Below are 7363 nucleotides of genomic sequence, written 5' to 3' on the forward strand. Positions count from 1 at the left end.
AAACAAGGGACTCAAAATTATGAAGACCATCGTCATCTGCTCCGGCGGATTGGACTCCGTTTCGCTCGCCTACAGAATAGCGGCGGAACATCAGCTTGTCGGCCTCGTCTCTTTCGATTACGGCCAGCGTCACCGCAAGGAGCTGGATTTCGCCGCCGCCTGTGCCAGGCGTCTCGGCGTGCCGCATCAGATCATCGACATCACCACCATCGGCAAGCATCTGACAGGATCGGCGCTGACCGACGACGTCGCGGTGCCGGATGGGCATTATGCCGAAGAGACGATGAAGGCGACCGTCGTGCCGAATCGCAATGCCATCATGCTGGCGATCGCTTTCGGCCTTGCCGCCGCGCAGAAGGCCGATGCCGTCGCCGTCGCCGTTCATGGCGGCGATCATTTCATCTATCCGGATTGCCGGCCGGGCTTCATCGATGCCTTCCAGCAGATGCAGAACCAGGCGCTGGACGGCTATGCCAGCGTTTCGCTCCACGCCCCTTACGTCACCGTCTCCAAGGCCGATATCGTGACCGATGGCGCCCGTAATGGGACGCCCTTTGCCGAAACCTGGTCCTGCTACAAGGGCGGGGCGCGTCATTGCGGCCGCTGCGGCACCTGCGTCGAGCGGCGCGAGGCTTTTCATCTCGCCGGTGTCGAGGACCCGACGGATTACGAGGACCCGGATTTCTGGGTGACGGCGACAGCAGGCTTTTCGGCCGAAGAGGTGAAGTGATGTTCCGCATCACCAAGGAATTCCATTTCTCCGCCTCGCACCAGCTCACGCATCTTGCCGACGATCATCAATGCGCGCGCATGCACGGGCACAACTATATCGTCGAAGTGGAGCTTTCCGCCGCCGAACTCGACGCCAACGGCTTCGTCCGCGATTATCATGAGCTCGCGCCGCTCAAGCGCTATATCGACGACAATTTCGATCATCGCCATCTGAACGATGTTCTCGGTCACGACCGGGTGACTTCGGAATGTCTCGCCAAGCATTTCTACGACTGGTGCAAGGCGCTGCTGCCCGAGACCTCGGCGGTGCGCGTCAGCGAGACGCCGAAGACATGGGCGGAATACCGGCCATGAGCGTGGCCCGCGAAACTCGTATCCGCGTCAGCGAGATATTCGGGCCGACCATCCAGGGCGAGGGGGTGCTGATAGGCCTGCCGACCGTGTTCGTGCGTACCGGCGGCTGCGACTACCGCTGTTCGTGGTGCGATACGCTGCATGCGGTCGACAGCGAGTATCGTGACGAGTGGCAGCCGATGTCGGTCGACCAAATCTGGCAGGACGTGACCCGTCTTTCCGGTGGCAGGCCGCTGACGGTCTCTCTTTCGGGCGGCAACCCGGCGATCCAGCCGCTCGGTCCGCTGATCGCGCGTGGCCATGATGAGGGTTATCGCTTCGCGCTGGAAACGCAAGGCAGCATCGCCAAGGACTGGTTTGCCGATCTCGACGTGCTGGTGCTGAGCCCGAAGCCGCCATCGAGCGGCATGGAGACGGATTGGGCCGCGTTCGACGACTGTCTGCGCCTTGCGGCCGATGGACCGCAAATCGCCCTGAAGATCGTCGTTTTCGATGATCGCGACTACGCCTATGCCCGCGATGCCGCCCGCCGCTATCCGCATTTGCCGGTCTATCTCCAGCCCGGCAATCATACGCCGCCACCGCCCGATGCCGACGATGCGAAGATCGATATCGATGGCATCATCGATCGCATGCGCTGGCTCGTCGACAAAGTGGCGGAAGATCGGTGGTTCGAGGCGCGGGTCTTGCCGCAGCTCCATGTCATTCTCTGGGGCAACAAGCGCGGTGTCTGATGACCGTGCCACGACGATCGGGGAACGCGGTCCTGTTGAACCGATCTTGCGGCCGCCCTCGATCCCAGCCTATGCAGTCGGTAACAGCCGGGATTCGCGGCGATCACGGTCGCAGTTGCATTGGTGACATCTCACCGTTAAATATCTTGGTACGCCATAATACGATTCCGGATGGCTGCTTGCGCAAAGCGGCAGATGATCCTGGGGAAAGCTGATGTCTTCAAGGCCGAGGTGCAGGGATGAGTGGTGATTTGCAGGGCGCGGCGATCCGGGTAGAGCGTCCGGCGAAAACCTTGCGCGAGCTGGCGCTGGACAAGGTGCGCGAAGCCATCGTCAACGGCTATTTCCGGCCCGGCGATCGCCTGGTGGAGCGCGATCTCTGCGCGCAGCTGGGCGTCAGCCGTACGATCGTTCGTGAGGTGCTGCGCCATCTGGAGTCGGAAGGGCTTGTCGCCAATCAGCAGAACAGAGGCCCGATCGTCGCCCAGCTCGATCATGACGAGGCCAAGCAGATCTATGAAATCCGCGGCGCGCTGGAAGGCATGGCGGCACGTCTTTGTGCCGAAAAAGGCGATCCGGCGATCGCCGATGCGTTGGACAAGGCCCTGCAGGATATTCGCGACAGCTATCGCGACAAGGACATGGCCGGCGTCCTTACCCATACGTCGGTCTTCTATCAGACGCTGTTCAGCATGGTCGACCGCCATGTCGCATGGGGCGTCGTCAATCTGCTGACCGTACGCATCAACCATCTTCGGTCGATGACGATCAAGACCGAGAACCGGGGCGTTCAAGGCCCCGCGCAAATGGCGCGTATTGTCGATGCCATCCGGCGTGGAGACGGTCCGGGCGCCTATCAGGCGGCAATGGATCATGTGGCAAGCGCCAGCGCGATCGCCGAGGCGGTGCTGTCGGGCCGGCAATCGGTCGATTGACGCAGCCAGTCACTTCGATGGCAGTCGCAGTTCAGCCCGCATGCCACGGCCTTGCCTGTTGACGAGCGACAAGCTGCCGCCATGCGCCTTGACGATGCTCCGGGCGATCGACAGGCCGAGCCCAAGGCCGCCGGTCTCCATGTTTCGCGAGGGTTCGAGGCGGACGAAAGCCTCGAAAGCGTCCTCGATCTCATCTTCCGGTATGCCCGGCCCCTCGTCTTCGACAGATATGATCACCTCGCCATCGGCCTTCTGAAGGGCAACGGACGCCGCGCCGCCATAGCGGATGGCATTCTCGACGAGGTTTCTGAGCGCCCTTTTCAAGGCGACCGGTCGGCAGGGATAGGGCTGCGAGGGCAGGGCGCCCAGATGCACCTCGCTGTTGGTTAGCCGGAATTCCTCGGTCACTTGCCGGATGAGGTCGGCGAGATCGACGGGGACCGTCTCCTCTTTGTTCACCTCCGCCCGCGTGAAGGCAAGCGTGGCCTCGCAGATGGTGGTGAGTTCGTCGATGGTGGCGACGATATCCTCGCGCACCTCGTCATTGTCGATGAATTCGGCTTTCAGCCGCAGTGTTGTCAGCGGCGTGCGCAGATCGTGACTGATGCTGGCGAGAAGCCGCAGGCGGTCGCGGATGAACTGGCTCAATCGCTGATGCATCGTGTTGAAGGCCTGGGTCGTCGCCGCGACTTCGGATGGGCCGCTGATCTTGAGGGGCGAGAGTGTTTCTCCCCGCCCCAGCCGCTCCGATGCATTCGCCAGCATACGCAGCGACTGCGTCTGCGAGCGGACCACCATCGTCACGGCGGCAATGGCCGCCAGCGATGACAGCGAGAAGGAGAGGAGCGCGACGGGGCTCCAGAAAGGCGGAATGTCGACGCCGTTGCGGATCTCAAGCCAGCGGCCGTCGCTCAACGGTATGGAGGTGACGAAACCGACGATGCGGGCTTCATCGCGAGGATCGTCGTCCACTTGCTGTCGATCGGCGCAGCGAGGAGGGCTCTGCTCGATCGCAACCTGCGGCGATCCGGTTTTGAGGCCGTTCAGCAGCCGGAACAGACGTCCGGCGAGGTTCTTTTCAGCGGCGCTCATTTCGCGGCTCGCCGGAGGCTCGCTGATGATCGCCGCACAGGATAGACGCGAGCGAAAGGCCGTGATGATGCGGTCCTGCTCGTCGGGCGGTGAGGTGATCAGTATCCTCGTCAGCGTGGCGGTCGTGGGAAGGGTCTGGCTATGGATGATCCGCTCGGCAATGCCATCCTGCTGACTGTTCAGAATGAGGATCAGCGCGATCTGTGCAAGGGCGAGCGCCGCCACCAGCGAGATGATCAGCCTTGCGGTGAGGCTCCGCGGCCATGATGGCCACATGGACGGGCGCGAGGACATCACGCCACCTCCTCCACGGTTCCGGAGAAGGTATAACCGTCCCCCCAGACTGTTTTGATCAGCGCCGGCTGCTGGGGGTCGTCTTCGATGCGGCGGCGCAGGCGGCTGACGAGATTGTCGATGCTGCGGTCGAAGACCTGCGCCGATCGCCCGGCGGTAATGTCGAGCAGCTGGTTGCGCGTGAGAACGACGCCCGGCCGGGTAATGAAGGCGAGCAGCAGACGGAATTCCGCTGTCCCGAGCGCTGCCTCATTGCCGGCGGCGTCGACAAGCGATCGCTGCGTGACGTCGAGCGTCCAATGCCCGAAGCGATAGCGCTTGCGTTCCGGGTCCGATGTCGTGGTTGCCGTGGCGTTGGCGCGACGAAGCAGCGCGCGGATGCGGGCGAGAAGTTCACGGGGATTGAAGGGCTTGGTGACGTAATCGTCGGCGCCGAGCTCGAGCCCGATGATCCTGTCGGTCTCGTCGGACACGGCCGTCAGCAATACGATCGGCACCATGCTGCTCTGGCGCAGCGACCGGCACAGGGACAGTCCGTCTTCTCCCGGCATCATGATATCCAGCACGACCAGATCGATCGTGGCGGTGCGCAATTGCTGACGCATCTCGGTGCCGCCATTTGCCGTACTGACACGCAGTCCGTTCTTGGCGAGGTATTTTGCCAGGAGATCGCGGATCTCCTTGTGATCGTCGACAACGAGGACGTGGGGTGTTCGCTGCATTGCTGCTTCCTTTGTTTCCAAAGGCTTTCGCCGAGGGAACGCGTGTTATGCGTGTTTGATGTTTTAAGGACGCCTCCCGCAACATCAAAATTGTAACCAAATGTCACGGCTGCCGGACCGTGACAGAATTGATTACCGAATTGCCCGTCGGTGGCAAACTTTCATGACATCTCTCGGCGATGGTCCGCCCACCTTGATCCGGCTTGCTGGATGTTGGCGTTGAAGCCGTTTTCCCATTCCCGGCATCGCGACGGTCCCCAGCGGGAAAAGCCGTTGCCCTTTCGACCGGGACACCAAGCGCTGATCGCCGAGACAAATCCATCTGCCAGGGTCGTGCAATGTTGAAGCCGCGATCGGATAGACCTTTGATGAATACCATATTCTGCGCACATCGACTGCCGCCCGTGCGGCCTTCCCGTACCATTACAATCGCAGCACTGCTTCTGTCGGCGGCCGCCGCGTTGCAGTCGTGTTCCGAGCAGTCGAGCACGCCAAGCCAGGCGAGCACGGTCAAGACGGAAATCAGCGCCATGACGTTGCATCCGCAATCGGTGGCGATCACCGCCGAAGTTCCTGGCCGGACCGCCGCCTCCTTGGTCGCGGAAGTGCGGCCGCAGGTCGGCGGCATCATTCGCAGCCGCAATTTCAAGGAAGGCAGCGAGGTCAAGGCCGGCGACGTGCTCTACGAAATCGATCCGAGCTCCTATCAGGCCTCCTACGACAGCGCCGTTGCTACCCTGCAGAAGGCGGAGGGCGCCGTGCCGAGCGCACAATCGAAGGTGGCTCGCTACAAGGGGCTGACCGCTCAGGACGCCGTCAGCAAGCAGGATCTGGATGATGCACTGTCGACGCTGGCGCAGGCGAACGCCGATGTCGCCTCCGCCAAGGCGTCACTGGAAACGGCGCGCATCAATCTCGACTATACCAAGATCCGCGCACCGATTTCCGGACGCATCGATGCATCATCGGTCACCGTCGGCGCCTTGGTCACGGCCGAGCAAACGACGGCGCTTGCGACCATCAACCTGCTCGATCCGATCAATGTCGACGTTACACAGTCGAGCACCAATCTGCTGGCGCTGCGCCGGGCCATTGCGGAGGGACGGCTGAAGACCAGCGGCGAGAATATCTCGATCAATCTCAAGCTCGAGGATGGGTCGCAATATTCCAAGCCCGGAAGCTTCGAATTCCTCGAAGCATCCGTGTCCGAGACCGTCGGTACCGTCACGGCCCGCGCCGTCTTCCCCAATCCGGACCGGTTGCTGCTGCCCGGCATGTATGTGCGCGCGACGATCCAGGAAGGCGTTGCCGAAAACAGCTTCCTGGTGCCGCAGCGGGCGGTGACGCGCAACACCAAGGGCGAGCCGACGGCCTTCTTCGTCAATGCCGACGGCAAGGTTCAGCAGCGAGTGCTGAAAGTACAGCGCAGCATCGGCAATAGCTGGCTGGTGAACGAGGGCATGACCGACGGAGACCGCGTCATCGTCGAGGGGCTGCAAAGGGTCCGGGACGGGCAGGAGGTGAAGGTCGATGACGTCAAGGTCAACGATGCGACGGGGGAACTTTCTCAAGTCTCCTCCGGCACGAACGACCAGATCAAAGAAGCTGCCAATGCAGCGAACATGAAGTGAGGCGGCCCGATGTCTCGTTTTTTCATCGACCGGCCGATCTTTGCCTGGGTCATCGCCATCGTCATCATGCTGGCCGGCGCCTTGTCGATCCTGACGCTGTCGATCTCGCAATATCCGCAGATCGCCCCGACCACGGTCCGCATCACGGCAACCTATTCCGGCGCTGATGCCGCGACGGTCGAAAACTCGGTGACCAAGGTCATCGAGCAGGGCATGACCGGCATCGACAATCTCGACTATATGACGTCGACCTCGACCTCGACCGGCCAGGCTTCGATCTCGCTGACCTTCACCAACAAGGCCGATTCCGACGTCGCGCAGATGCAGGTGCAGAACAAGCTGCAGCTGGTGACCGCGCAATTGCCAACGACCGTCCAGACATCCGGTATCACGGTGTCGAAATCCACCTCGAACTTCCTGATGGTCGTGGGCTTTGTTTCCACCGATGGCAAGCTGAACTCCAACGATCTCGCCGACTATGTCAACAGCACGCTGAACGACACGCTGAAGCGTGTTGCCGGCGTCGGGGATACGCAGCTTTTCGGCTCGGGCTATGCCATGCGCATCTGGGTCGATCCCGACAAGCTCGCCAAATACCAGTTGATGGTCAGCGACGTCACCACGGCGATCGAGTCTCAGAACTCTCAGGTCTCGGCCGGTCAGCTCGGCGCGCTGCCGCAGCGCAAGGGCCAGCAGCTCAACGCGACCGTCACCGCCAAGAGCCGGCTGCAGACGCCCGAGCAGTTCAACAACATCATCCTGAAGAGCCAGTCTGACGGTTCGCTGGTGCGCCTCAACGATGTCGCCACCGTCGAGCTCGGCGCGGAGAGCTATACCACGTCGAGCACCTATAATGGCCATCCCTCGGC

9 protein-coding genes are annotated in these 7363 nt (G+C 62.0%); 6 read left to right on the forward strand and 3 right to left on the reverse strand.

The window, feature by feature from the left end:
• Window positions 1–19 precede the first annotated feature (19 nt).
• The 4 genes from queC (at window position 20) to FHX11_RS27720 (ending at window position 2755) form a co-directional block, all read left to right on the forward strand.
• Entirely contained in the window at window positions 20–730 is a 711-nt protein-coding gene (gene queC, locus FHX11_RS27705; RefSeq protein WP_184363949.1) for a 7-cyano-7-deazaguanine synthase QueC, read from the forward strand.
• Complete coding sequence (gene queD / locus FHX11_RS27710) at window positions 730–1086, forward strand: 6-carboxytetrahydropterin synthase QueD (protein WP_184363952.1); 357 nt, start codon at window positions 730–732, stop codon at window positions 1084–1086. Before queC ends, queD begins: the two co-directional genes overlap by 1 nt.
• Entirely contained in the window at window positions 1083–1820 is a 738-nt protein-coding gene (gene queE, locus FHX11_RS27715) for a 7-carboxy-7-deazaguanine synthase QueE (RefSeq protein WP_184363956.1), read from the forward strand. Before queD ends, queE begins: the two co-directional genes overlap by 4 nt.
• Before the next feature lie 239 nt (window positions 1821–2059).
• The gene (locus FHX11_RS27720; RefSeq protein WP_184363959.1) at window positions 2060–2755 is read left to right on the forward strand and encodes a GntR family transcriptional regulator; all 696 of its coding nucleotides are present in this window, start codon (window positions 2060–2062) and stop codon (window positions 2753–2755) included.
• Between the two features lie 9 nt (window positions 2756–2764).
• Here the strand turns inward: FHX11_RS27720 and FHX11_RS27725 are convergent, their stop codons facing one another.
• The 3 genes from FHX11_RS27725 to FHX11_RS30005 form a co-directional block, all read right to left on the reverse strand.
• Window positions 2765–4141, reverse strand: coding sequence for an ATP-binding protein (locus FHX11_RS27725; RefSeq protein WP_246781167.1), 1377 nt, complete (start codon window positions 4139–4141; stop codon window positions 2765–2767).
• Entirely contained in the window at window positions 4141–4863 is a 723-nt protein-coding gene (locus tag FHX11_RS27730; protein ID WP_184363962.1) for a response regulator, read from the reverse strand. The genes FHX11_RS27725 and FHX11_RS27730 overlap by 1 nt, the downstream gene beginning before the upstream one ends.
• A gap of 103 nt (window positions 4864–4966) precedes the next feature.
• On the reverse strand, window positions 4967–5395 hold the full coding sequence (locus tag FHX11_RS30005; RefSeq protein WP_246781174.1) for a hypothetical protein: 429 nt from the start codon (window positions 5393–5395) through the stop codon (window positions 4967–4969).
• Between FHX11_RS30005 and FHX11_RS27735 the strand changes: the two genes are divergently transcribed.
• Together FHX11_RS27735 and FHX11_RS27740 are read left to right on the forward strand one after the other, a co-directional pair.
• The gene (locus tag FHX11_RS27735; RefSeq protein ID WP_246781173.1) at window positions 5325–6494 is read left to right on the forward strand and encodes an efflux RND transporter periplasmic adaptor subunit; all 1170 of its coding nucleotides are present in this window, start codon (window positions 5325–5327) and stop codon (window positions 6492–6494) included. The two genes, FHX11_RS30005 and FHX11_RS27735, sit on opposite strands and share 71 nt — an antisense overlap.
• Window positions 6495–6503: 9 nt before the next feature.
• On the forward strand, window positions 6504–7363 hold an 860-nt coding region (locus FHX11_RS27740; RefSeq protein WP_184363969.1), incomplete at its 3' end, for an efflux RND transporter permease subunit.

The sequence above is a fragment of the Rhizobium sp. BK602 genome (assembly GCF_014195095.1).
GTDB lineage: Bacteria > Pseudomonadota > Alphaproteobacteria > Rhizobiales > Rhizobiaceae > Rhizobium.

What these genes read in the sequence shown, in the direction of transcription:
- FHX11_RS27720 (WP_184363959.1), top strand. Translation starts at nt 2,060, where the DNA reads ATGAGTGGTGATTTGCAGGGCGCGGCGATCCGGGTAGAGCGTCCGGCG.
- FHX11_RS27730 (WP_184363962.1), bottom strand. Translation starts at nt 4,863, where the DNA reads ATGCAGCGAACACCCCACGTCCTCGTTGTCGACGATCACAAGGAGATC.
- queC (WP_184363949.1), top strand. Translation starts at nt 20, where the DNA reads ATGAAGACCATCGTCATCTGCTCCGGCGGATTGGACTCCGTTTCGCTC.
- FHX11_RS30005 (WP_246781174.1), bottom strand. Translation starts at nt 5,395, where the DNA reads ATGGCGCTGATTTCCGTCTTGACCGTGCTCGCCTGGCTTGGCGTGCTC.
- queD (WP_184363952.1), top strand. Translation starts at nt 730, where the DNA reads ATGTTCCGCATCACCAAGGAATTCCATTTCTCCGCCTCGCACCAGCTC.
- queE (WP_184363956.1), top strand. Translation starts at nt 1,083, where the DNA reads ATGAGCGTGGCCCGCGAAACTCGTATCCGCGTCAGCGAGATATTCGGG.
- FHX11_RS27725 (WP_246781167.1), bottom strand. Translation starts at nt 4,141, where the DNA reads ATGTCCTCGCGCCCGTCCATGTGGCCATCATGGCCGCGGAGCCTCACC.